Source organism: Flavobacterium sp. FlaQc-48 (assembly GCF_044007335.1).
Taxonomy (GTDB): Bacteria; Bacteroidota; Bacteroidia; order Flavobacteriales; family Flavobacteriaceae; genus Flavobacterium.
In genome coordinates, this window is the sequence record NZ_JBIPCR010000006.1 from 117,167 (window position 1) to 139,996 (window position 22,830).

The 22,830-nt window shown below is 35.4% G+C and carries 22 protein-coding genes; 13 read left to right on the forward strand and 9 right to left on the reverse strand.

All coding sequences use genetic code 11. The features are described from left to right. Positions 1-277: 277 nt before the first annotated feature. The 4 genes from ACHRWY_RS11815 to ACHRWY_RS11830 form a co-directional block, all read right to left on the reverse strand. A complete protein-coding gene (locus tag ACHRWY_RS11815) occupies positions 278-2,548 on the reverse strand; it encodes a cation:proton antiporter (RefSeq protein WP_395354785.1) in 2,271 nt (756 codons plus the stop codon). A gap of 113 nt (positions 2,549-2,661) precedes the next feature. Continuing rightward, positions 2,662-3,381, reverse strand: a complete 720-nt coding sequence (locus ACHRWY_RS11820) for a LytR/AlgR family response regulator transcription factor (RefSeq protein WP_395354786.1) — start codon at positions 3,379-3,381, stop codon at positions 2,662-2,664. Further along, on the reverse strand, positions 3,344-4,105 hold the full coding sequence (locus ACHRWY_RS11825) for a sensor histidine kinase (RefSeq protein WP_395354788.1): 762 nt from the start codon (positions 4,103-4,105) through the stop codon (positions 3,344-3,346). Before ACHRWY_RS11825 ends, ACHRWY_RS11820 begins: the two co-directional genes overlap by 38 nt. Before the next feature lie 239 nt (positions 4,106-4,344). Then, entirely contained in the window at positions 4,345-4,674 is a 330-nt protein-coding gene (locus ACHRWY_RS11830; RefSeq protein ID WP_395354789.1) for a DMT family transporter, read from the reverse strand. Between the two features lie 180 nt (positions 4,675-4,854). Between ACHRWY_RS11830 and ACHRWY_RS11835 the strand changes: the two genes are divergently transcribed. From ACHRWY_RS11835 to rpoN, 4 genes are all read left to right on the forward strand, one after another. Continuing rightward, complete coding sequence (locus ACHRWY_RS11835) at positions 4,855-7,221, forward strand: RND family transporter (protein ID WP_395354791.1); 2,367 nt, start codon at positions 4,855-4,857, stop codon at positions 7,219-7,221. Positions 7,222-7,258: 37 nt separating this feature from the next. After that, positions 7,259-7,795, forward strand: coding sequence for an STM3941 family protein (locus ACHRWY_RS11840; RefSeq protein WP_395354793.1), 537 nt, complete (start codon positions 7,259-7,261; stop codon positions 7,793-7,795). A 330-nt stretch (positions 7,796-8,125) separates the two neighbouring features. After that, entirely contained in the window at positions 8,126-9,571 is a 1,446-nt protein-coding gene (gene asnS / locus ACHRWY_RS11845; RefSeq protein ID WP_395354794.1) for an asparagine--tRNA ligase, read from the forward strand. A gap of 153 nt (positions 9,572-9,724) precedes the next feature. After that, entirely contained in the window at positions 9,725-11,185 is a 1,461-nt protein-coding gene (gene rpoN / locus ACHRWY_RS11850) for an RNA polymerase factor sigma-54 (RefSeq protein WP_395354796.1), read from the forward strand. 193 nt (positions 11,186-11,378) lie between these two features. Here rpoN and ACHRWY_RS11855 read toward each other — a convergent pair whose 3' ends face one another. Then, a complete protein-coding gene (locus ACHRWY_RS11855; protein ID WP_395354797.1) occupies positions 11,379-11,816 on the reverse strand; it encodes a hypothetical protein in 438 nt (145 codons plus the stop codon). A gap of 30 nt (positions 11,817-11,846) precedes the next feature. Continuing rightward, positions 11,847-12,437, reverse strand: a complete 591-nt coding sequence (locus ACHRWY_RS11860; protein WP_072965237.1) for a thymidine kinase — start codon at positions 12,435-12,437, stop codon at positions 11,847-11,849. Between the two features lie 236 nt (positions 12,438-12,673). Here ACHRWY_RS11860 and ACHRWY_RS11865 point away from each other — a divergent pair, with 236 nt between their 5' ends. The 9 genes from ACHRWY_RS11865 (at position 12,674) to ACHRWY_RS11905 (ending at position 21,317) form a co-directional block, all read left to right on the forward strand. Beyond that, positions 12,674-13,714, forward strand: coding sequence for a hypothetical protein (locus ACHRWY_RS11865; RefSeq protein WP_395354799.1), 1,041 nt, complete (start codon positions 12,674-12,676; stop codon positions 13,712-13,714). A 123-nt stretch (positions 13,715-13,837) separates the two neighbouring features. Then, positions 13,838-14,578: a 16S rRNA (cytidine(1402)-2'-O)-methyltransferase gene (gene rsmI / locus ACHRWY_RS11870; protein ID WP_395354801.1), complete on the forward strand. Its 741-nt coding sequence runs from the start codon at positions 13,838-13,840 to the stop codon at positions 14,576-14,578. Positions 14,579-14,739: 161 nt separating this feature from the next. Further along, positions 14,740-15,084 (forward strand): HopJ type III effector protein, encoded by a 345-nt coding sequence (locus ACHRWY_RS11875; RefSeq protein WP_395354803.1) that lies wholly within the window; start codon positions 14,740-14,742, stop codon positions 15,082-15,084. An 8-nt stretch (positions 15,085-15,092) separates the two neighbouring features. Next, positions 15,093-15,599, forward strand: coding sequence for a hypothetical protein (locus ACHRWY_RS11880; RefSeq protein ID WP_395354804.1), 507 nt, complete (start codon positions 15,093-15,095; stop codon positions 15,597-15,599). Between the two features lie 15 nt (positions 15,600-15,614). Next, entirely contained in the window at positions 15,615-17,315 is a 1,701-nt protein-coding gene (gene recJ, locus ACHRWY_RS11885) for a single-stranded-DNA-specific exonuclease RecJ (RefSeq protein ID WP_395354805.1), read from the forward strand. Further along, a complete protein-coding gene (locus tag ACHRWY_RS11890; protein WP_395354806.1) occupies positions 17,305-18,585 on the forward strand; it encodes an MFS transporter in 1,281 nt (426 codons plus the stop codon). The genes recJ and ACHRWY_RS11890 overlap by 11 nt, the downstream gene beginning before the upstream one ends. Beyond that, entirely contained in the window at positions 18,585-19,499 is a 915-nt protein-coding gene (locus ACHRWY_RS11895) for an alpha/beta fold hydrolase (protein ID WP_395354808.1), read from the forward strand. The genes ACHRWY_RS11890 and ACHRWY_RS11895 overlap by 1 nt, the downstream gene beginning before the upstream one ends. 166 nt (positions 19,500-19,665) lie before the next feature. Continuing rightward, positions 19,666-20,022: a hypothetical protein gene (locus ACHRWY_RS11900; RefSeq protein ID WP_395354809.1), complete on the forward strand. Its 357-nt coding sequence runs from the start codon at positions 19,666-19,668 to the stop codon at positions 20,020-20,022. Positions 20,023-20,105: 83 nt separating this feature from the next. Continuing rightward, the gene (locus tag ACHRWY_RS11905) at positions 20,106-21,317 is read left to right on the forward strand and encodes a cytochrome c3 family protein (RefSeq protein WP_395354810.1); all 1,212 of its coding nucleotides are present in this window, start codon (positions 20,106-20,108) and stop codon (positions 21,315-21,317) included. Here ACHRWY_RS11905 and ACHRWY_RS11910 read toward each other — a convergent pair whose 3' ends face one another. The 3 genes from ACHRWY_RS11910 to ACHRWY_RS11920 form a co-directional block, all read right to left on the reverse strand. Then, positions 21,318-22,061, reverse strand: coding sequence for a UDP-2,3-diacylglucosamine diphosphatase (locus ACHRWY_RS11910; protein ID WP_395354811.1), 744 nt, complete (start codon positions 22,059-22,061; stop codon positions 21,318-21,320). A gap of 108 nt (positions 22,062-22,169) precedes the next feature. Beyond that, on the reverse strand, positions 22,170-22,622 hold the full coding sequence (locus ACHRWY_RS11915) for a 6-carboxytetrahydropterin synthase (RefSeq protein ID WP_230033446.1): 453 nt from the start codon (positions 22,620-22,622) through the stop codon (positions 22,170-22,172). Between the two features lie 31 nt (positions 22,623-22,653). Next, positions 22,654-22,830, reverse strand: coding sequence for a hypothetical protein (locus ACHRWY_RS11920; protein ID WP_395354813.1), 177 nt, complete (start codon positions 22,828-22,830; stop codon positions 22,654-22,656).

The window sequence follows — 22,830 nt, forward strand, 5'->3', positions numbered from 1 at the left end:
CTAGTGTGATCCTTCCTCCGTCAGGATGACAAGATTGTCGCCAACCTTTGTCGATCTACGAGTGTGATCTCTCCTTGCGTCGAGATGACAAAAAATGCGAATAACACAACAGAAAAAATCCGTGCAAATCCGCGCTTTCGCTTTAGCGAATCCGTATCATCCGCGTACCATCCCGCAATCCTGGAAATCTTCAAAAAAAGCAAAACAAAAAAAATCCCAAACCCCAATCATAAAATTGGAATTTGGAATTTTTTAAATACTGGAATTTTAAAACCTTTTACGGTTTCAAAATCAAAACCGAAGGTGTATTGTTCAACCATGTACTTTGCGATTCAATTAGTTTTTTCCAGCTGTCTAAACTAATAATCATGAGGTTTTGGTTTTCTAAAAATTCTTTTTTGATCGTTCTGTCGTGCATAATCATAATATGATTGGGTGCAATTTGCTCAATCGAACGAATCGTTTCCTGAATGTCTCTGGTATTTTTTACTTCACCACTAGCGTCCAGGACAGTGATCTGAGATCCGTTATTGTTGATTAATTTTTTAGCATATTCTATCAGGAAAGAATCCTCTTTACTGAAAATTGGCATAAAAACCTGATTGACTTCTTCTAAATCCTTATCGATAAAAATTCCAACCGGCATTTTGCTTTTTGCAATAATATGGCGTGTTCTTTCATCAAACGGCGAGTTTTCGAATAAACCTTCTTTTCCGGTAAACTTATCGATCAGACGATCCGGATTTACAATTCGGGTCGTAAAGCCCAGGATTTTTCCAAGCAAGGTTCCTTCAAAAATAGACTGCCCTAATCCAACTAATAATAAATCGTACTCGCCTTGATTTGCGGTATCAATAATGTCCGTATCGATATCATTTGTTACTTTAAAAACACTTACCATATTCTGATTCAGGCGCTCTGATTCCTGAATAACCGGAACCAGCATTTTACGTTCGTGATCTTTAACATCAAATGAGTGTATCTCTGTACTCAACGATAAATGCATTGCTGTGACAATCGAATTATCGCCTTGTTTTTTAACCAGGCTATTGGCGATTCTCAATAATTTTTTACCTCTTTCGGGAGTAGCAAACGAAAGTAAAATCTTGAATTTGCTTTTATTTCCAATTTCCTGAGGAACGGCTGTTATTTTATCTTTAAAAATAAAACCTATAAAATCTAAAGCAGGTCCAGTCATAAAAGTAGTTACTAAAGCCATAATGACCATCATGGTAAAAATCTCGGTAGATAAAACCCCTAGATCATACCCTATATTTAAAACTACCAGCTCCATTAAACCGCGGGTGTTCATTAAAGCTCCAATTGCTAAACTGTCTTTCCAGCTTTGCCCGACGAATTTTGCTGCCAAAGCACTTCCTAAAAATTTACCGGCAACAGCAACGGCAATAATTACTCCGGTAACTTTCCATAAATAAGGATCATTTAACAAACCAATTTGGGTACGTAAACCTGTAAACACAAAGAATAACGGTAATAAAACAATGATTGCAACGTCTTCAACTTTTTCGATAAAAATATTTCTGAATTTGTTGTTTTCAGGCATAATTGCCCCTGCTAAGAAAGCCCCGAACAAAGCGTGAATTCCAATTAGTTCTGCAGCATAAGCAGAGAATAAAAGCGTAAGGAAGAAAATAGCGACAACAGGTTTGTTCAGACTTTCGCGAGTTGAATTTAAATCTCCGACACGTTTCAGGAACGGACGAACGATTTTTAGCATTACAATTACATACAAAATGGCCAATCCAATTACGTATAAAGCACTGGTAAACGAACCTGCCTTTACAATTGCAATAACAACAGCAAGAATACACCAGGCCGTAATATCATCTGCCGCAGCACAGGTTATGGCAATAGTACCGAGTTTTGTTTTTTGCATGCCCCGTTCCTGCACGATCCTGGCCAATACCGGAAATGCAGTAATACTCATGGCAATCCCCATAAATAACCCGAAAGAAGCAAACTCAACTCCAACCGGAGCAAAAGTATGATAGATAAAATAAGCTAATGAAAGCCCCAGGGCAAAAGGGATCACAATACTGGCGTGACTTATAACTACAGCATCGTGTGCTTTGTTTTTTAATACTTTCAAATCCAGTTCCATTCCAATCACAAACATGAAAAGAATCAAACCAATCTGGCTCAGGAATTGTAAGTTCCCTAACGATTCTTTTGGAAACAAAGCAGCTGAAAATTCTGGAAAATACATTCCGACCAAAGAAGGCCCTAAAACGATACCTGCAATCATTTCTCCAATTACAGATGGCTGCCCTATTTTTCTAAAAACCCATCCAAACAAACGGGCAACTAAAATAATAGTAACGATTTGTGCCAGTAGAATAGCCAAAGGATGTTTTAAATTGTCCACCATCGAACTAAGGAAATCATTCCAATGATTGCTTTCGATTTGTTTATGTACAATTCCGCGCCCCACTTCGAGTGCAGCGCCTTTTGAAATTACCCAATATATCAGAGCTGTAAAACCGCCAATAACTGTAACGTAAAATAAGGAGTTTTTAATGTTATTCATAACTCGTTTTTTAATTTTAATGCTGCAAATATCAGAACTGAGGATCAAGTGAAAAAGCAATTTTAAAGCTAATTTTCAATGTATGTAACAAGTGGGAAAAACTTTGTAACAAGTTATAATTTTACCTTTTTCAAAAAGTCAGAACGATAAGTTTCGCTCAAAATCAAAGTGCTGTTTTTATCATTTTTCTCTAAATGATGCAAAACAATTTCATTGTGATTAAAGAATTTTATTGCTTTTACTGCCACGATCTCTTTTTTGTTTACCCGGCAAAAATCAGCATCGGGCAATTCATTCAAAAGGGTATCAAATTTTACGTTTTTCAAATTCAAAAAAGTGCCATCAGCCAAAAGAACCGTCTTATCACGACTATCACTAACAGCAGTTTTAATGTATTGAATCTGATTAAAATACAGCAGGGTTTTTCCTTTATCGGTATTAAGCTGAATGAACTTTTTAGCAGCATCCGGCTTATGAAAACGTTCAAAAGCTTTTGAGATCGCTTTTTGCAAACGTTCTAATTTTACCGGTTTTGTAATGTAATCAACGGCATCAATGTTAAAAGCATCGGCAGCATATTCTTTGTAAGCGGTACAAAAAATAACCAATTTATCTTTGAGCATTTCGGCCAGGTGCAAACCATCCATTCCGGGCATTTCGATATCTGATATTAGCAAATCAAAATCAAGGTTTGGAATATCAGCAAGAAGCTTCTCGGGATTATTAAACGTTTTTACAATTTCGACTTCGGGAATTTGTTCGCAAAGCATTTTTAAGTACGTTAATCCGGGTAATTCATCGTCCAGAAGCAAGCATTTCAGTTTTGTATTCAAGGAGGTCTATTTTTAGATGAGCAATATAAACATCATTTTCTACAAACTTATCCAGTTTGAAATTGTTTTTATAAATGATGCGCAAACGGTGTTCTAAAGTGGCATGGCCAAAACCGCTGCGTTCTTTCTTTAATACTTTTTTATCGGATATTTTATTAGAAACGGTCATAAAAAAAGCATTGTCCCTAAACTCAAAAACAACCGAAATAAAAGCATCGGCACTTTGCAAATCGGCGTGTTTAAACGCATTTTCGATTAAATCGATCGAGATTAAAGGCGCCAGCAAAGGCTGATCGTACAGTTTATCATCTTTGTTTATATTGGTTTTGATCTTTAATTCAAAAAGCGGACTGATCTTAATTTTATTGATTTCGATTAAATTCAAAGCAAAATCAATTTCTTCTTTTGCGGTCACAAATTTCTTTTTGCTTTCGTATAAAATATAATCCAGTACATTGGCGAGTTTATCTAATGCAAAATAGGTTTGATAGGCATGCGACTGAATCGAGTTTAGAATATTCTTAAACAAATGCGGATTTAGTTTTGATTCTAAAGTTTCTAACTGTAAATCGTTCACCTTCATTTCGAGTGCATAAAAACTCTTTTCGGCATCGTCTTTTGCTTTTTTGAATTGCATCAATTGATACATCAAAAAACAAATGATAAAAATGAGCAACAACAGAATTGCTAAAAAAATAAAAGTGATGGTATTGTTTTCCTGCATTGTTATGTAAAATTAAAAAGTTTTTTGTTGCTCCCGGTTTTTACGGATTTAACAGATTGTCACCGATTTTCTTTTTATAGTATTTTTTAGATTTCAATAAATAAAATCACCTGCACAATCTGTGTTTTTTTCGCCACCACCCGAGCGATAGCGAACAGGCGAAGCAATTCATGAATTATAATTTAAAAAAATAATGCCTACAAACCCGTTAAATCAGTATAACCCGCGGGCCATATCACTTAATGACTGGAAACAAACTTCAGCCCAATAATTGAAGCAATTAACGTTGAAAGAAAAAATATCCTCCAGAACGTTGCCGGTTCTTTAAAAACCAAAATCCCGACTAAAACGGTTCCAACGGCTCCAATTCCTGTCCAGACTGCATAAGCGGTTCCAATGGGTAAAACTTGCGTGGCTTTATACAACAATAACATACTGATTGAAAGACAAACAAAAAACCCTGCCATCCAATAGGTTGATATTATTCCTGTTGTTTCTTTGGCTTTGCCAAGGCATGATGCAAATCCAACTTCAAAAAGTCCTGCAATAATCAATAAAATCCAGTTCATTTTCGTCCCATTTTTAAATTAAGTACAAATATGAGAAAAGCTACCGACTAAACAGCAAAAAGAAAGAAATATATCACAAATTACAACTTAACAATTTGTGTTAAGATTAAGTAAATTACAACTGATTATTTACATTTTAGAGCACTTTTCACTACATTTGCAACCATTTTTAAAGATTTTATGAAAAACGCTGTACAAGTTGGATTCTGGGAGAAACTAGCCCGAATCATACTTAAGAACCGAATACTAATACTAGTAATCCTATCTGCTTTAACGATTTTCCTCGGCTACCAGTGGAAAAACCTTGCTATGACTTATACTGAGGCAAATCTGCTTCCTAAAGATCATATTGTAAATAAGCAGTATCAACAATTTTTAGATAAATTTGGCGAAGAAGGAAATCTTGTGGTAATTGGGTTTCAGGATCCAAAGTTTTTTACACCAAAAAACTATGCGGCCTGGAATGAATTGATGACAGGTTTAAAGAAATCTAAAGAAGTAGATTTGGTCGTATCCTTAAACGATTTAAAGAAATTAGAAAAAGACACCGTTAACGAAAAATTTGTTCTTGAACCTTTTATAGATCAGCAAAAAGCACTTGATCCTGAATATTTAAAAACGGTGCAATACGATTTGTTTCACAATTTGCCTTTTTACGAAGGATTGTTGTTTAACAAAGAAAGCGGAAGTATTCGCTCAGCCATTTACATTAACAAAGCCCTTGTTAACACACCGGAAAGAAAAACATTTATCCTTGAAAACCTGGTTCCGAAAATCGATAAATTCGAAAAAACTACCGGAATTGATTTGAAAGTTTCCGGAATGCCTTATATCAGAACGATCAATGCAGATAATATGAAAGGCGAAATCGGGCTATTTATTGGTGCGGCATTGTTTACGGTTTCCTTGATTTTCTTTTTCTTTTTCCGTTCGTTCAGAGCGACTTTTATCTCCATTTGTATCTTGATCATTGGTGTAATCTGGTCTTTTGGGACACTTGGATTATTTCATTATAAAATCACGATCCTAACAGCTATTATTCCGCCCTTAATTATCGTTATCGGGATCACGAACTGTATTTTCCTGATCAATAAATACCAGCAGGAAATTAAATTACATAACAATCAGGCAAAAGCGTTACAACGTATTATTTCGAAAATTGGGGTTTCGACTTTGATGACGAATTTAACGACTGCGATAGGTTTTGCCACCTTTATGATTACCGGAAATGATTTGCTTTTTGAATTTGGTCTGGTGACTTCGATCAATGTGATTTCGGTTTACTTACTGACCCTTTTAATTGTGCCGATTGTATACAGTTTCATGTCGGTTCCGGGAGAAAGACATTTGTATCATTTAACTAAAACATACATTTCGACTTTACTGGATTTTGTCGAAAATGTGGTAAAAAACAAACGAAAAGTAATTTATACAATTTACGGCTTGCTTTTGGTTTTTAGTGTAATTGGAGTTTCACAAATGAAAGTTTCAGGAAGTTTGATTGGTGAAATGCCAAAAAGCGCTTCTTTCTATAAAGACATTTTATTTTACGAAAAAGAATTCAATGGCGTTATGCCTCTCGAAATAATGATTAACACCAAACATAAAAAAGGGGTTATGAAATTATCGACGATGAAAAAAATGGATGAACTGCAAAACACGATTGCAGAACTTCCTGAATTATCAAAACCAGTTTCTATAGTAAATTTGGTTAAATATTCGAAACAGGCTTTTTACAACGGAAAACCGGAATATTACCAGTTGCCCACTTCGCAGGAACAGACTTTTATTTTATCCTATGCGAAGAATGCAACCAAAAACAGCAAAGACAATTTAATGAAATCGTACGTAGATTCGACCGGACAATATGCCCGAATCACGACTTTCATGAAAGATATCGGAACACAGGAAATGGCAAGGGTAGAGAAAAAGTTACGCTCGAAAATTGCTGAAATTTTTCCTGAAGACCGTTACGAAGTAACCTTAACCGGAAAAGCACTGGTTTTCCAGAAAGGAACTTCTTATCTGGTTGACAACTTAATCGAATCGTTGATTTTTGCTATTTTAGTAATTGCAGGATTAATGCTGTATTTGTTCAGATCCTTTAAAATGGTAATGGCGTCTGTAATTACCAATATTTTACCGCTTTGTATCACATCAGGATTAATGGGTTATTTTGGAATTCCGCTAAAACCATCAACGATTTTAGTATTCAGTATTGCATTTGGTATTTCGGTAGATAATGCGATTCAGTTTATGGCGAAGTACAAACACGATTTAATACAAAGCAACGGAAAAGTCAAAAAATCTGTTTTCAGTGCACTAAGAGAAACCGGAATCAGTACTTTTTATACTTCGGTAGTTTTGATTTTAGGATTTGCTACTTTCACCCTTTCCAGCTTTAGCGGAACAATCGCGCTTGGAGGATTAATCTCCTGTACATTGGCGTTTGCGATGTTTGCCAATTTATTGGTTTTACCGGCTCTGGTTTTGACTTTTGAGAAAAAGAAGGCTAAGAAAGAGGATTTGGAGAATTTGGAAGGGTAAAACACAAATTTCACTAATTAGCACGAATTAAAAAGTAATGAAGACAATCGAAATTTATTCGAGTAAGAAAAAATCATTCTTATTGCTGATTAGTTCTCTTCTATTTGTAATCATAGGAATTTGGATGTTCATGAATGCCGAAAATTTGACTGGCTTTCGATCAGGAAGTCCAATTTTCATAAAAGGAATAGGGATTATTTCAGTTTTATTTTTTGGCTTAGGTTTTTATATTTCCATCAAACAATTAGCAAAAAACAAACTTTTTGTAATTATTGATAAAAGTGGAATTAACGTTAATCCGAAAAAAAATCCATCAGAATTTATAAGCTGGAACAATATTGAAGGTTTTTCGGAACTACAAATACAAAGCCAAAAAATGGTCCTTATTAATCTTAACAATCCTGATTATTGGATTGAAAATGAAAATAATCGAATAAGAAAAAGATTAGCACAATTTAATTTAAATAATTACGGCTCGCCATTTGTGCTTTCAGCAATTTCAATGCAAATAAACCACACTGAACTTGTAGAAGTATTAAATGAGAATTTTGAGAAATACAAACATTTAGCGTAAGAAGGATTTAAATAAAGCATATCATTCCGGGGGACAAGGAATCTCACTCGAAACTCTAAAACGATTGGCGAATTCTTTGCGGAACTACTAGTCAGATTCCTCGTTCCCCGGAATGACAATAAAATGGGAAAATAATAAATTCATAAAAAATAACTGGTCCTTTTGAAAATGATTGCCCCTAGCCCCGATAGTAGCGGCATCCTTTTTATTGCTCCTTTAGCAATAAAAAGATATAGCGGAGAGCGGGAAATAGCTTCTAATTTTAATAATTATCGTTTATATTTGCAGTTATTACACAACAAATAATTTAATTTCAATAGTATATATAAAATGAAACACACAAAAGTTAAAGACTTATTAAACAGTACGACGACGCTTCAGGAGGTTAATGCAAAAGGGTGGGTGAGAACTTTTAGAAATAATCAGTTCATCGCTCTTAATGACGGTTCTACCATTAATAATATACAATGTGTTGTTGATTTTGAAAATACACCGGAAGAAACCCTAAAAAGAATTACTACAGGAGCTGCAGTTTCTGTAACGGGAACTTTGGTTGAAAGTAAAGGTGCGGGTCAGAAATATGAGATTCAGGTAAATAAACTGGAGATTTTAGGAGATTCTGATGCGGAGAAATTTCCAATGCAGCCTAAAAAACACTCACTTGAATTTTTACGCGAAAATGCACACTTACGTGTTCGTACTAATGCTTTTGGAGCCATTATGCGTGTGCGTTCGGTATTGTCGTTTGCGGTTCACAACTATTTCCAACAAAAAGGTTTTGTGTATGTAAATACGCCAATCATTACAGGTTCTGATGCCGAGGGTGCAGGAGAAATGTTTAAGGTAACTGCTTTACCATTTGACAATACTCCAAGAACCGAAGACGGAAAAGTAAATTATAAAGAAGATTTCTTTGGAAAAGAAACGAACTTAACGGTTTCAGGGCAATTAGAAGGAGAAACTTTTGCAATGGCTTTGGGTCAGATTTATACTTTTGGGCCTACTTTTAGAGCAGAAAACTCAAATACTTCCCGTCACCTGGCAGAATTCTGGATGATCGAGCCGGAAGTTGCTTTCAACGACCTTGACGACAACATGGATCTGGCTGAAGATTTTATTCAGTATGTAATTAAATATGCTTTAGACAATTGTAAAGATGATTTAAAATTCCTGGAAGGAAGACTTTTAGAAGAAGAAAAATCAAAACCGCAGGCTGAAAGAAGCGAAATGGCTTTGTTAGAAAAATTAAACTTCGTTTTAGAGAACAACTTTAAACGTGTTTCTTATACGGAAGCAATTGATATTTTAAGAGATTCAACTCCAAATAAAAAGAAAAAATTCAACTACCTGATTAATGAATGGGGAGCTGATTTACAATCAGAACACGAACGTTATTTAGTAGAGAAACACTTTAAATGTCCGGTAATTTTATATGATTATCCGGCAAACATCAAAGCGTTTTACATGCGTCTGAACGACAACACAGAACCGGGAAGAGAAACGGTTCGCGCCATGGATATCCTTTTCCCCGGAATTGGAGAAATCGTTGGTGGTTCTGAAAGAGAAGAACGTTATGATGTTTTGGTTGAAAAAATGAAAGCCTTAAACATTGATGAAGAAGAATTGTACTGGTATTTAGACACCCGAAGATTTGGATCAGCAACACACGCAGGTTTCGGACTTGGATTTGAGCGTTTGGTATTGTTTGTTACAGGAATGACAAACATTAGAGACGTAATTCCTTTCCCGAGAACTCCCGGAAGTGCTGAATTTTAATAAATTTAATTTAAAAAAGTTTCAGGTTTCAGGTTTAAAGTTATTGGAACCTGAACTAAAATTATAAAATTTGTTTTCAAGTTTCAGATTTTAGGTTTGTCCGTTCAGTTGGAAAACCTGAAACCTGAAACTTGAAACTTTTAACAAAAACAAATGCTAAAGCAATTTTTAAATTTAAAATTATCCCAAAAATTATCTCCTCAGCAAATTCAGCTGATGAAGCTAATTCAATTGCCTACGCAAGCTTTTGAGCAACGTTTATTAGAAGAAATGAACGAAAATCCGGCTTTAGAAGCGGGAAAAGAAGAGGAATACGAAGCGGATGAATTCGCTAATGAAGAATACGACGATTATGATGATGCAGAAGGCGACAGAATCGAAGCAGATGATATTAATATCGACGAATATTTAAGCGACGACGATACTCCGGATTATAAAACTCAGGTGAACAATTATAGCGAAGACGAAGAACGCGATACTCCTTTTGCTTCGCCAATTAGTTTTCATCAGGATTTAATCAATCAGCTGAATACTTTTATTCTGAATGATGAAGAGCGTGAAATCGCGGAATTCCTTGTTGGAAGTATTGATGATATGGGCTACATCCGCAGAAGCGTTCCGGATATTGTCGATGATATGGCTTTTACCCAGGGTATTTATACCGATGAGAAAATGGTCGAAAAGATGCTTCAGGTCATTCATGAACTGGAACCTTCGGGAGTTGGAGCGCGTGATTTACAGGAATGTTTATTATTACAACTGAAACACAAAACACCAACGGAATATGTTGATTTAGCAATTGATATTATCGAGAATCAGTTTGATGCTTTTACGAAAAAACATTACGATAAATTGCTTCAGAAATATGGTGTTTCCAATGAGCAGCTTAAAAAAGCAATTCACGAAATCGAAAGACTAAACCCAAAACCGGGCGGATCTTTTACCGGAAACAATAAAGTAACCGAAAATGTGGTTCCTGATTTCGCAATCAGAATTGTTGATGGCGAACTGGAACTGACCTTAAACGGACGAAATGCTCCTTCCCTGCACGTTTCTAAAGATTACCAGGAAATGATGCAGACGTATAAAGATTCCCGTGACAAATCGTCGGCTCAAAAAGACGCGGTTCAGTTTATCAAACAAAAACTGGATTCGGCCAAATGGTTTATTGACGCGATCAGACAACGCCAGGAAACGCTTTTTGTAACGATGAATGCGATTATGCATTATCAGGAAGAATTCTTTTTGGATGGCGACGAAACCAAGCTAAAGCCGATGATCCTAAAAGACATCGCCGATATGGTTGGCTTAGATATTTCGACCATTTCGCGTGTAGCCAACAGTAAATATGTTGAAACACCCTACGGAACTAAACTAATCAAGGAATTTTTCTCTGAAGCCATGAAAAACGATCAGGGTGAAGATGTTTCGACTTTAGAAATCAAAAAGATCCTTAAGAACACCATTGAGGAAGAAGATAAAAAGAAACCTTTACCAGACGATCAACTGGCCGAAATCCTAAAAGAAAAAGGATATCCGATTGCCAGAAGAACTATAGCAAAATATCGTGAACAATTAGATATTCCGGTGGCAAGAATGAGAAAGAAAATTTAAATAATCGATCCAATTTAAAACCGTTCCCTGCACTATGAGCCAGAGGCTCTTTTACAGTTCTAAAGGAACCTATCATATTGTAGAGCCGGACTTCAGTCCAGTTTAAACACAGCGAATATCATTTTAATTTATAAAAGAAAACCCGACAGATTTCAAAATCTGTCGGGTTTTCTTTTATATCAGAATCTTTACATTATTTATACTGATCCGGTATTAGCTTCACTTTAAATAAAAAAACTTTCTTTTTATCATAGTAACTATAAACCAGTGAATAATCATTATCCCTGAAAACCTGCAGTCCCGGATTTGATTTTGCTGTACTTATCAGGCTTTTCTCTATTTCTTCGCCTATTACATCAATTTCTGCCGTTTGTTTTGCTACATTCATCAATGTTAGATTATACTGAACCACTCTTTCTTCGGGCAAACTCACACTGTCTAAACGAATACCCTGCTGAATTGTTAAGGGACAATTTTTATTATACTTTTCAACCAGCTTTGTTATTTCAGTATTGGCTTTTGTTACATTTTTAGAAAGATAAAACTGAAAAAAAACAGCTAAAGCGACTGCAATTCCAATTAAAACTAACAATAAGATATTTTGTTTTCTTTTACTTTGCTCTTCTTGCATGGTTTATTAAAGCTTAATGGTATTTAAAATCTATTTATCCTGAATCTTCTTCATGGCATTATAATAGGCGGCACGACTTAACGGTTCATACTCTTCGGTTTCGCCCAGCATTACCAATTTATCGTTATCGGTTTTACGAAAACTATAATTGGCAAGATTACCTGTTCTTGTACAAACGGCATGTACTTTAGTTACATATTCTGCCGTTGCCATAAGTGCCGGCATTGGCCCGAAAGGATTTCCTTTAAAATCCATATCAAGCCCTGCCACTATCACACGAATTCCCTGATTGGCAAGATCATTACAAACTGTAACAATTTCATCATCAAAAAACTGTGCTTCATCGATTCCTATCACATCGCAGCCTTGTGCCAATATAGCAATATTTGCAGCGGCCGGAACCGGTGTTGACCGAATTTCGTTGGCATCGTGAGAAACGACCATTTCATCATGATAGCGGGTATCGATAGCGGGTTTAAAAATTTCGACTCTTTGTTTGGCAAATTGGGCGCGTTTTAATCTGCGGATTAACTCCTCGGTTTTACCCGAAAACATTGATCCACAAATAACTTCAATCCAACCAAATTGTTCTTTGTGATTTACTGTATTTTCGAGAAACATTTTGTATTTTTCTACCTTTAAAAATGAATAGTTTTTATTACTTTGTACTGGTAATAAATCGACGTGAAAAATTGCTGTTTTACACTTTTTCAAAAGTAGAAAATTTTTATCAAATCGGAGATTCGCAAACGCTTATTAACAGAAATAAAAAAATATCTTTTAGATTTCTGCCGGTAATAAAGACATTCAAATACAAAATATACTAAAATACCCTATTCACTATAATTTCAACAGTTATGAAAAAAAAATTGGAAGCCGATTTAATCAGCATTGCACATCGAATTTTAAAGCTTAAAAACAAATCCGATATCAATCAATTGTATCTTGAAACGCAGAAATTATATGAGAAATTAGCGATTTTAAAATTTGTAGAGGAAAATTTCGACACTTTGAAGCCTACCATTGGTCAAAGCGAAATTAATACTGAAATTGAATCTATTTTTGAAAAGGAAGAACCAGTTCCGGCCGAAGTAAAAGCCGAAACTCCGGCAGCAGCTGAAGAAACTCCAACTGAAACGGCAGCTACACCGGAAATTGCTGAAGAAGTAAAAGAAGAAGAGGTTGTCGAAGAAATCGTTGCTGAAGTTCCTGAAGAAGTAATTCCGGAACCCATTATCGAAACTATTGCGGAGCCGGTTGCCGAAATCATAACAGAACCCGTTGTTGAAAAAATTGAAGAACCTGTTGTTGAGACCAAAAAAGAAACAGAAGCTCCTCAGGAATTTTCGTTTACCACGGTAAGCGATTTAAAACCAATTCCGGATTTCAAGCCTGCTTTTGAATTGGAGAAAATAGAGGAAAATGAACCGGAGAAAGAAGAACCAAAAACAGATACTTCATCAAAACCAAGTCCTGTTGCGATCTCATTTGAAGATTTTGGAATCAATTATGCCGATGCCCAGTTTGTAAAAGTAGACAGTTATGAAAACGTAACCCCTACTCCAACACCTTCAATTCCTGAATTCAAAGAGAAAAAAGCTATCGTTGAAACGGCTATTTTAGAAACTCCGGCAGAAACAAAACCTGTTACACTGAACGAAAAACTGGCAAAAGGTTTTCATATTGATCTGAATGACCGAATTGCTTTTACAAAAAACCTCTTTGGAAACAGCTCTGAAGATTACAGCCGTGTCTTAAATCAATTGCTGACTTTTGACACCTACAGCGAAGCTTTGGAATTCATAGAAAATATGGTAAAACCGGATTATAACAACTGGGAAGGAAAAGACGATTATGCAGAACGTTTCCTGGGAATTGTAGAGAAGAAATTCTCATAAAAAGCAAAACACAAATTACACAAATTAGCACGAATTTTTTCTTTGTGAAATTTTTAAAGACACCTGAAATTTGTGTCAATTAGTGAAATTCGTGTTCTAATTAAAATAGAATAGCAAAAAATTATGTCTAAATTATATATCGTTCCCACGCCAATAGGCAATCTTGAAGACATGACTTTTCGTGCGATCAGGATTCTGAAAGAAGTCGATTTGATCCTGGCGGAAGACACCCGAACGAGTGGAAAATTGTTGAAGCATTTTGAAATTGGCACGCACATGCACAGCCATCACATGCACAACGAGCACAAAACAACCGAAAATTTAATTGCACGTTTGAAAGCCGGTGAAACCATTGCCTTGATTTCAGATGCAGGAACTCCGGCAATATCAGATCCTGGTTTTTTATTGACACGCGCTTGTGTTGAAAATAAAATTGATGTTGAGTGTTTGCCTGGCGCAACGGCTTTTGTTCCCGCTTTAGTCAATAGCGGATTACCAAATGATAAATTTGTTTTTGAAGGTTTTCTGCCTGATAAAAAAGGACGTCAGACTCGTTTTTTGGCTTTAGCCGAAGAAACCAGAACGATGATTTTATACGTTTCGCCACATAAACTCGTTAAGACTTTAGCTGAATTTATTCAGTATTTTGGGGAAGACAGACAAGTTTGCGTTTCGAGAGAATTATCAAAGTTACACGAAGAAAATGTTCGTGGAACTGCAAGAGAAGTTTTAACCCATTTTGAAAAAACAGCTCCGCGCGGCGAAATTGTCGTTGTCGTTGCCGGAAAAACCATAACCAAAGAACCTAAGAAAAGTAAGTTTTCGAAGGATGAAAAAGAAGAAGAAGAAAAAGAAGAAGATTAAAAAGACCAGCACACGGATTGATAAAAAAGGGCTGCCATAAATTTTACGGATTTAATTAGCAGAAATTAGGGCAATTAGCAGCAGGAAAAACAAATTCCAAAATCATTTCAGTCATTCTAATCTGTGGCAGGAAAACTTAAACTGACAATAAAATACAAATCATGAGCATACAAGCCTTTTTAGAAAAAGTAAAACAAAATCCAACCCAAATCACATTCCCGGAAACTATTGCAGTAATTGAGGAAAACTACACTTTTAGCCCAACCGCCTTTCAAAACGGAACGCAGCATAATGCAGCCGGAGAGAACTCGGGGTCCTGCAAATTATTTTCTTTCGCAAAATTGCAAAACTTAAGTAAAGAAGAAACTTTAGCCTGTTTTGGTGCTTTTTACTTTGATGAAGTTCTGGGAGATCCAAGCGGAACGAATCATCAAAACATTAGAAATTTCATCAACTTAGGATGGGACGGAATTAAATTTGAAGGAAACGCTTTAGAACTGAAATAAAGTTATAAATGAAGGAAACATTAAAAGAAATTCCGGTTATAATATTTCTAATTATAGTTGGAATTCCTTTATCTGTATTATTTCTTCCTATAATTTTAGTTTATTTAGTCTTTGAATTTTTTCAAAAAAAACAATTCAAAAAAAGATATAGCAATTATTTATTATCCATTGAAGGAAAGAAATTTTTCTGTTACAGCAATCGGAAAAATAACCATCACTATATTGAAAAAAATATTATTCCAAATCTTACAGCTGATATTGAACCTGTTTTTTTGGAAGGCAAAATTTTAAAATCCGACTATATTCAAGAATACATTTCTCATATGGTAGCTGCCGTTTCTGACCGAAAAGGTTATCCATACTTAATTAAAATCAGCAATGGAAAAGCAATAGATAAGTCGATGAATAATGAATTTTATGATTTCAAAAGTCAAAATAAAAACCCTGAAGATTTACTAATTTTAATAAACAGGGGTTTCGATAATCTAAAATCAATCCCGAAGCTTCGGGACTAAAATCTACAATAAAAAATGCGTTGGACATTAAAAACAAAACCTTCTGAAGACAAAGTCAAACATTTGGCGCAAGCCCTTAATGTAGAGGATTTTGTAGCAACACTTTTGATTCAGCGTGGGATCGAAACTTTCGAAGATGCCAAAAATTTCTTCCGCCCTTCATTAGAACATTTACACGATCCGTTCCTGATGAAAGACATGGACAAAGCCGTTTCCCGAATAGAACTGGCGATTGAAAATCAGGAAAATATATTAGTTTTTGGTGATTACGATGTTGATGGAACAACGGCTGTTTCTTTGGTTTCGGCGTATTTAAAATCGCATTATCCAAATATTGCGACTTATATCCCGGATCGTTATGCCGAGGGGTACGGAATTTCTTTTAAAGGAATTGACTTTGCCGATGATAACGGATTTTCATTGATTATTGCTTTAGACTGCGGGATTAAATCGATTGACCATATTGCCTATGCGAAAGAAAAAAACATTGATTTTATCATTTGCGATCACCACCGTCCAGGAGAATTTCTTCCGGATGCCGTTGCTATTTTAGATCCAAAAAGAGAAGATTGCTTTTATCCTTATGATGAATTGTGTGGTTGTGGTGTTGGTTTTAAATTAATACAGGCTTTAGGAAAAAACAGGAACGAAACGATTGAAGATCTAGTTCCATATCTGGATTTAGTTGCTACGGCAATTGCTGCCGATATTGTCCCTATAACTGGTGAAAACAGGGTTTTGGCTTATTTCGGATTGCAGGTTATCAACTCAGATCCGAGACCTGGAATAAAAGCGCTGGTACATCAGGTAAAAAAGAAAACATTAGATATTACGGATGTCGTTTTTATCATTTCTCCCCGAATAAATGCTGCCGGACGAATCAAACATGGCAATCATGCTGTTGAGTTGTTAACGGAATTTAATTTTGAGCAAGCCCAGCAATTTGCCTCCGAAATAGAACAATATAACTCTGACCGAAAAGATCTGGACAAACAAATTACCAAAGAAGCTTTTCAGCAAATCCTGACAAACAATGAACAAGATCGGTTTTCGACCGTTGTTTTTCAGGAAGACTGGCATAAAGGCGTCATTGGAATTGTTGCTTCAAGATTGATTGAGACGTATTACCGCCCAACTTTGGTTTTTACCAAAAGCGGCGATAAATATGCAGCTTCGGCCAGATCTGTAAAAGGGTTTGATGTTTATAATGCGCTTGACGCCTGTTCCCAACATTTAGAACAATTTGGAGGGCACATGTATGCCGCCGGAATGACTTTAAAAGCAGAGAACTATACCACCTTTAAAGAAGCTTTTGAAAAACAGGTCGAGGAAACCATTTTACCCGAAATGAGAACACCGGAAATAGAAGTAGATGCCGAAATTAACTTCTCTGATATCACCCCAAAACTGATACGGATTTTAAAACAATTTGAGCCTTTTGGCCCTTTAAATATGACACCTGTTTTTATGACTAAAGATGCCAAAGATACAGGTTATGCTAAAACTCTGGGAGGCGAAGAGGAACATTTGAGGCTTTTTATAAAACAACAGAATTCAGATGGAATCGCCGCAATAGGTTTTGGCCTTGGAAAAAAAATAGATATTGTAAAAAATCAAAAACCTTTTCAGTTGGCTTATTCACTGGCTGAAAACGAGTGGAACGGCTCCGTTTCTACTCAACTTATGCTTAAAGACATTAGAACAAATGACAACTAAAACAAATAAGCGGGATCCGTATCAGGCATTACGCTACAGAGAATTTAATGTTTTTTTATTATTGCGTTTCGCTATGGTTTTTGCCTGGGCCATGCAATTTATCGTGATAGAATGGGAAGTTTACAGTTTAACTAAAAACCCGCTTTCGTTAGGAATTATTGGTTTAATGGAAGTAATTCCTGCAATTTCCATGGCATTATTTGCCGGGCATATTGTGGACCAAAAGGAAAAAAAGGGATTATTGGTAAAATGTATTCTGGGATTTTCTGTAATTAGTTTCGGATTGTTTTTAGTGACGTGGCCAAAAGTGGTTGGCGATTTATCTCCAACTGTTATTTTATATTCCATTTATACTTTAGTTTTTTTGGGCGGATTAGTCAGAGCTTTTCTTGGCCCCACTATTTTCTCTCTGCTATCGCTTATTATTCCTAAAAAAGCATATCCAAATGCTGCTACCTGGAGCAGTTCGGTTTGGCAAATCGGAGCCGTTATGGGCCCTGCGCTGGCTGGATTCTCTATTAACTGGATCGGCGTTCACTGGTCAATGTGCCTGGTTTTTGGATTCTCCATTCTTTCTTTAATTGCCTTATCACAAATCAGTAAAAAACCAATCACAAATCCAAAGATTGGAGAATCAATAAAAGATAGTCTTACCGAAGGTTTAACTTTCGTATTTAAAAACCAAATTGTTTTAGGCGCTTTATCGCTTGACATGATTGCGGTACTTTTTGGAGGCGCTGTCGCTTTATTACCTGTTTTTGCCCAGGATATCTTAAAAGTTGGCGCTGAAGGTTTTGGTATATTAAGAGCTGCTCCCGCAGTAGGAGCTTTCATTACAATGCTCGTTTCTGCTTATGTGCCTTTATACAAAGATGCAGGAAAGAAACTTTTAGTTGCCATATTTGTTTTCGGATTATCGATCATCTTATTTGGTCTTTCTACGTCATTCTGGCTTTCTGTTTTCGCTTTATTTTTGAGTGGACTTGCTGACGGAATTTCGGTAGTAATTCGTCAAACGATTTTACAGCTTAAAACTCCTGATCATATGCGTGGACGAGTTGGCGCTGTAAATTCAATTTTTGTTGGATCTTCTAATGAATTAGGTGCTTTTGAAAGTGGTGCAACAGCAAAATTAATGGGAACCGTAACATCTGTTGTTTTTGGAGGAAGCATTACACTTTTGACTGTTATTGTAACGGCATTAAAATCGCCGACATTTAGAAATTTAGACCTTAATAAAGATATGGACGATCATCAGAATATGGAATAATGAAACAATTATTATTGGCTTTCTTTTTTATAATGTCTGTTTTTGCAAACGGACAAAATCTGTATATTAAAACCTACGGAAACAAAAAGGAAAAACCCATAATTTTTATTCACGGAGGTCCAAGTGGAAATTCGACTTTATTTGAAGCTACAACAGCTCAAAAATTAGCTGATTTGGGATTTTATGTAATTGTTTATGATCGAAGAGGCGAAGGAAGATCTGCAGATCCTGATGCAAAATTTACGTATGCAGAAGCTTTTCAGGATTTAAATACTATCTATAAAAAGTACAATTTAAAAAAAGCAACACTTCTCGCACATAGTTTTGGCGGTTTAGTAGCAACACTTTATACCGAAAAATATCCTCAAAATGTCAATTCTCTAATATTGGCCGGAGCTTTATTTTCGCAACAGGAAACATACGACCATATTTTGAATTCTCTCAAGAAAACGCATTGGGAAGATTCTAAAACACACAATAAGATATCCTATGTAGAAAAACTCGATAAAAATTCTGCCGGATATAGAAAACATTGTTTTGATCTGGCAAGTGACAACGGTTATTTTAAAATGCCACATCCAACCAAAAAATCAAAAAAATTATATGCCAATTACGAAGCAAGTAATTTTTTTAAAACCAATATCCGGAATAAAAATGCTCCGTTACTTTTCTATCAAAATGAAAAGAGAAACAATATAGACACCAGATCATCTTTAAAGAAAATAAAAGCTAAAGGCATTTCTATTTATGCCATTTATGGAAAAGAAGATGGTATTTTTTCACCTTCACAGATCAAATCTATTAAGGATCTGGCCGGAGAAGATCATTTCGCTTTACTGAACAATTGTTCTCATTATCTTTTTGTGGACCAACAAAAGGAGTTTCTGTCTCATTTAAAAAACTGGCTTAAATAAAAAAAGGAATTAAACCATCGATACTAAGTACATTTTAATTTTCTGTTTTCAGATTATAATAAATGTACACATCTTGTAAAGTGAATATTTTTTTGCAAATTTTATGACTTTTTTATTTAGAATTAATATAAATAATATTTATATTTGTTGAAATAAAGCATCCATAATGAGAGAAATAGAACAACTATACCACAACAACTTTGGAATTGCCTTTTACTGGAAAAAGGAAAACGAAACTATAACTGATAAAGTACAATTGGTTTTTAAAGAAACCGGATTCTATTTTACGGTTCAGGAATTGAATCATTTTTGCGATCTGATTGAAGACAGTATGATCGAAAATGCATGTTGTGAAGCTTGCGAATTAAAAAATTCCTGTCACAAGTTTTTACTTAAAACCCCTTGTGCAGCCATAGATTTAGCAGTTTCTATAAAAGAATTAAAATCGATTAAAGATTTGGTTGAAGGTTCATTATTTAGAATTGAGCTGGATGAATATGTTTATGGAATTGGCTTAAATTAAGAAACATTCTAAATATTTTAACTACATATTTTCATTATTGAAATATATTTTTGTTTTATTCAAAAAAAAGTATATTTACAGCAATGAAAAAAAACTGTATTCTTTTTACTTTCGTTATGCTTCTGGCTTTTCTGACAAGCTGTAAAAACGAATCTGACAATTACATTGATCCTCGCGGAACCGATTATGCCGGTTCTGAAAGCTGCATTCAATGCCACAAGACACAACACGAATTAGCTTTTAAAAGTTCCCATTTCAAAGCTACTGCGCCTGCAACCCTTGAAAATGTACTGGGTCATTTCAATAAAGGAAATCATGTTTTTATCTATGACAAAAACACCAAACTGGTCATGGAAAAACGCAACGACAGTTTATATCAGGTTTTATACAAAAACGGAAAAGAAGTTGAAGCACATCCGTTTGACATTGTTTTTGGAACCAAACACGCACAAACAAGTGCTTTTTGGAAAAATCACTACACTTACGAATTACCAATATCCTATTACAAATCAATAAACAGTTGGGCGACAAGTCCCGGGTATCCGGCAGACCAGCCTAATTTTACCAGAGAAATAGCCAAGGAATGTTATGCCTGCCATAGTTCTAATATTGCAAGTCAATATGTAACTACAAGTTCTGACAAAGTAAATTCAATGATGATGGATGCTGAAAATTTTATGAACCCTAAAACACTGGTGTTCGGTATTGACTGCGAACGTTGCCACGGACCCTCAAGAAGTCATGTTCAGGCTCACTTAAAATTTCCTGATTTAAAGAAAGCACAAAATATAGTTTTGTTTAAAAATCTAAACAGGCAACAAAGACTGGATGCTTGTGCAATTTGCCATTCTGGAAACGATAAATTAAAAATGAAATCCCGTTTTTTATATAAACCCGGAGATAATCTTAACGATTATTTCAGAGCCACTCCCTCTTCAAATGACAGTATTCATTTTGATGTTCACGGTAATCAGTTGGGTTTATTGGCACAAAGTAAATGTTTTCAAAAAAGCGAAGTTATGGATTGTATGACGTGTCATAACCCACATGAAAATGCTCCAGTCAAATTAGCTTCTTATTCTAAAATCTGCATGAGTTGTCATCAGGGTTTAAAACACAATGAAAACACTTTAAAAACAACCTCAGCTATTGAACTTGCCAATAACTGCGTAGCCTGTCACATGCCAAAAACCATGTCGAATGCCATTAAGTTTCAAATTTCTACTACTAAAAAAATGTCTAACTATATCTTAAGAACGCACAAAATTGGAATTTATCCGAACAATAAAAAGTAACTATTGTTCAAATTTTTGAAGTTCAAAGGTTTCGCCATCAAAAACGCCGTAGGTAAAATAGCCAATCCAGTCGCCCAGATTCACATATTTTGCATCTTCTCCAACGGGAATAATCATGGGTAAATGACGGTGCCCAAAAATAAAATAATTGTAATGTTTGGTTTCGAGTTTACGTTTGGCATACAAAACCAGCCATTCGTTTTCTTCACCTAAAAACTTGACATCTTCATCGCCGGAAATCAGTTTATTTTTGACGGAGAGATATTGTGCTAAACTTACGCCAACATCCGGATGCAGCCAACGAAAAAGCCATTTTGAAAACGGATTGGTAAATACCTTTTTCATTCTCTTATATCCTTTATCGCCGGGGCCTTTTCCGTCTCCGTGACCAATCAGGAATGTTTTTCCGTTAAACGTAAATTCTTTATTGTCATGATAAACCGGAATATTCAGCTCGGTTTCAAAGTAATCGTTCATCCACAAATCGTGATTTCCCACGAAAAAATAGATTGGAATACCACTATCGCGAATTTCAGCCAGTTTACCTAAAACCCGTACAAAACCCTTTGGGACAACTGTTTTATATTCAAACCAAAAATCGAATAAATCCCCTAATAAAAAAATGGCTTCGGCATCTTGTTTTACCACATCCAGCCACGCCACAAATTTTTGTTCGCGCGGCAAACTCAACTCAGGCGTTGGAGCACCAAAATGCTGATCTGAAGCGAAATATACTTTTTTCATTTAGATGATTAGATTGTTAGACTTCTTAGATTATTTAGACTTTACTCTATTGTCATTGTAAGTCAAGTCGAAGAATTGGAATTTGAGATTTAAAAAACGGGATTTATTTTAGACATTATCAGATGCATACCATTCGGCAAACGAAGATTCTGTTTCCTGAAGTTTAAGGGAGAAAAGAGAGATATCCTTTGGTAAACGTGCGATAATTCTATCTGCAAAATCAACGACCATATTTTCGCTTGTTGGCTGATAATCTACTAAAATCACGTGGTGACCACGATTTTTTAATTCATTTGCCAATTCGATATGTGGTGTTGTTTCGTTAAAAACCGTTGCGTGATCAAACTGATCGACGATTTCTTCTTTTACAATTTTCTTTAGATCCGAAAAATCAATTACCATTCCGAATTTTACATTCGATCGATCCGTGATTGGTGAACCAATAACCGTTACCGATAATTTATAACTGTGCCCATGAACGTTTTTACATTTTCCGTCGTAACCGTACAAAGCGTGTCCGGTTTCGAAACTAAATTGCTTTGTAATTCTGATATTACTCATCGATTTGAATTTTAGGTTGCAAATTTACAAATTAATAACCGTTTCCATCTCTTTTTTTAGCTCTGTTATACATCCAATATGCAATTCCGATTAAAATGACAAAAGGAACAAAAGATCCAATGACCACTCCAATCTGATAACTGCCATCAGGAGCGGTTTTAATTTTCTCAGCAACATCTACTTGTTGTAATAATGAAATGATATACAT

What these genes read in the sequence shown, in the direction of transcription:
- ACHRWY_RS11830 (WP_395354789.1), bottom strand. Translation starts at nt 4,674, where the DNA reads ATGAACTGGATTTTATTGATTATTGCAGGACTTTTTGAAGTTGGATTT.
- ACHRWY_RS11825 (WP_395354788.1), bottom strand. Translation starts at nt 4,105, where the DNA reads ATGCAGGAAAACAATACCATCACTTTTATTTTTTTAGCAATTCTGTTG.
- rsmI (WP_395354801.1), top strand. Translation starts at nt 13,838, where the DNA reads ATGTCTAAATTATATATCGTTCCCACGCCAATAGGCAATCTTGAAGAC.
- ACHRWY_RS11910 (WP_395354811.1), bottom strand. Translation starts at nt 22,061, where the DNA reads ATGAAAAAAGTATATTTCGCTTCAGATCAGCATTTTGGTGCTCCAACG.
- ACHRWY_RS11880 (WP_395354804.1), top strand. Translation starts at nt 15,093, where the DNA reads ATGAAGGAAACATTAAAAGAAATTCCGGTTATAATATTTCTAATTATA.
- ACHRWY_RS11840 (WP_395354793.1), top strand. Translation starts at nt 7,259, where the DNA reads ATGAAGACAATCGAAATTTATTCGAGTAAGAAAAAATCATTCTTATTG.
- ACHRWY_RS11895 (WP_395354808.1), top strand. Translation starts at nt 18,585, where the DNA reads ATGAAACAATTATTATTGGCTTTCTTTTTTATAATGTCTGTTTTTGCA.
- ACHRWY_RS11890 (WP_395354806.1), top strand. Translation starts at nt 17,305, where the DNA reads ATGACAACTAAAACAAATAAGCGGGATCCGTATCAGGCATTACGCTAC.
- ACHRWY_RS11815 (WP_395354785.1), bottom strand. Translation starts at nt 2,548, where the DNA reads ATGAATAACATTAAAAACTCCTTATTTTACGTTACAGTTATTGGCGGT.
- ACHRWY_RS11905 (WP_395354810.1), top strand. Translation starts at nt 20,106, where the DNA reads ATGAAAAAAAACTGTATTCTTTTTACTTTCGTTATGCTTCTGGCTTTT.
- asnS (WP_395354794.1), top strand. Translation starts at nt 8,126, where the DNA reads ATGAAACACACAAAAGTTAAAGACTTATTAAACAGTACGACGACGCTT.
- rpoN (WP_395354796.1), top strand. Translation starts at nt 9,725, where the DNA reads ATGCTAAAGCAATTTTTAAATTTAAAATTATCCCAAAAATTATCTCCT.
- ACHRWY_RS11915 (WP_230033446.1), bottom strand. Translation starts at nt 22,622, where the DNA reads ATGAGTAATATCAGAATTACAAAGCAATTTAGTTTCGAAACCGGACAC.
- ACHRWY_RS11875 (WP_395354803.1), top strand. Translation starts at nt 14,740, where the DNA reads ATGAGCATACAAGCCTTTTTAGAAAAAGTAAAACAAAATCCAACCCAA.
- ACHRWY_RS11920 (WP_395354813.1), bottom strand. Translation starts at nt 22,830, where the DNA reads ATGTATATCATTTCATTATTACAACAAGTAGATGTTGCTGAGAAAATT.
- ACHRWY_RS11865 (WP_395354799.1), top strand. Translation starts at nt 12,674, where the DNA reads ATGAAAAAAAAATTGGAAGCCGATTTAATCAGCATTGCACATCGAATT.
- ACHRWY_RS11835 (WP_395354791.1), top strand. Translation starts at nt 4,855, where the DNA reads ATGAAAAACGCTGTACAAGTTGGATTCTGGGAGAAACTAGCCCGAATC.
- ACHRWY_RS11855 (WP_395354797.1), bottom strand. Translation starts at nt 11,816, where the DNA reads ATGCAAGAAGAGCAAAGTAAAAGAAAACAAAATATCTTATTGTTAGTT.
- ACHRWY_RS11900 (WP_395354809.1), top strand. Translation starts at nt 19,666, where the DNA reads ATGAGAGAAATAGAACAACTATACCACAACAACTTTGGAATTGCCTTT.
- ACHRWY_RS11860 (WP_072965237.1), bottom strand. Translation starts at nt 12,437, where the DNA reads ATGTTTCTCGAAAATACAGTAAATCACAAAGAACAATTTGGTTGGATT.
- recJ (WP_395354805.1), top strand. Translation starts at nt 15,615, where the DNA reads ATGCGTTGGACATTAAAAACAAAACCTTCTGAAGACAAAGTCAAACAT.